The sequence below is a fragment of the Bradyrhizobium sp. WSM2793 genome, from assembly GCF_000379585.1.
Classification (GTDB): domain Bacteria; phylum Pseudomonadota; class Alphaproteobacteria; order Rhizobiales; family Xanthobacteraceae; genus Bradyrhizobium.
Genome location: NZ_KB902847.1, coordinates 1 through 1,298 on the forward strand (window position 1 = coordinate 1; position 1,298 = coordinate 1,298).

At 62.1% G+C, this 1,298-nt stretch carries 1 protein-coding gene and 1 pseudogene; both read right to left on the reverse strand.

Annotated features, from left to right (window positions below):
* Positions 1 to 588, reverse strand: a pseudogene (locus tag A3AS_RS44560) (flagellin); the annotation flags it as partial.
* Between the two features lie 362 nt (positions 589 to 950).
* On the reverse strand, positions 951 to 1,298 hold a 348-nt coding region (locus tag A3AS_RS44565; protein WP_256375126.1), incomplete at its 5' end, for a flagellin.

Sequence of the window (1,298 nt, forward strand, 5' to 3'; positions counted from 1 at the left end):
GGCCAGGCCGCTGGCGCTCGTGCCGTTGGTGGCGATCAGGGTGATGGTGCCTTCCAGGGTCGTGGTACCGCCGGCGCCGGTCGTTGCGCCAGTGCCTGCGAAGACGCCGATGGAAGCGCCGAGCGTGGTGGTGCCGGTCGCCGCGGTGATGCCGGCAGCCGCGCCGCTATACAGCACGTTGCTGGATGCGGTCGCGCTGGCGAAGCTGGTCGTGCCGCGCAGGTCGGCGGCCGTCGCACCGGAGATGGTGGTGGAGACGTTCGACTTGGTAGAGTAGCCGACCGTGGTCTGCAGCGCCTGGTTGGCGATCGACTTAGCGCTGTCGATCAGCTTCTGCAGCGAGGTGATGCCGGTGTTGGCAGCCTGCAGCACCTGCACGCCGTTGGCGATGCCATCGAGCAGGTTGTTGATGTCGCTGGCGCGGTTGTCGAGCGACTGTGCCGTGAAGAAGTTGGTGGGATTGTCCAGGGCCGAATTGACGCTCTTGCCGGTCGACAGACGGCTCTGTGTGGTGGCGAGAAGATCAGCGGTGGACTGGAGCGAGAGCAGGTTCTGACGAACCGACGAAGAGAGGACGATACCGGACATTGAGTGTTACCCTTCTGGTACGCAACGCAACAAACAAACTTCGATTAGGATTAATCGATGCCGGGACGGTGAACGCAGACGGCTAACAAAGCATGAAGCGTGTCGCACCAGTCCTTGCGCGGATTCACCATACGCGCGTTCGGAGCCTGATCCGCTCCCCCCATATCGTCATGATAGGATGACGCTTTTTGGTGCAGCGACGAGCCATTTGCCACTTGTCAACCATAACTAAGAGTGAGCAATTGGCTGCATTCGAATGCATCATTCCCGGTTCGTTATGCGGCACCTGATGCCGGCGCAAAAAAGAAAGCGGCGGGGCCGAAGCCCCGCCGCCGGATCTTGCTTGCGATGTCGTCCGCGACTTAGCGGAGCAGCTGCAGCACGCTCTGCTGCGACTGGTTGGCCAGCGACAACGCGGAGACCGCGATCGACTGGCGGGTCGACAGCGCCTGGCTGTTGGCCGCTTCGGTGTTGGTGTCGGCCAGCGTCAGGTTGGACGAACCGGTCTGCAGCACGTTGATCAGGTTCTTGTTGAAGTCCTGACGAACCTGCACCACCGAGAGGTTCGAGCCGAGGCTCGACGCTTCCGAGCGCAGCGTGCTCGACGCCGCGTTCAGGTTGGTCAGCACCTTGTTGGTGGCAGCGTTGTCGATGAAGTCGACACCGCTGGTCAGCGCAGCAAGGCCGAGACCCTTGGAGTTGTAGGTCAC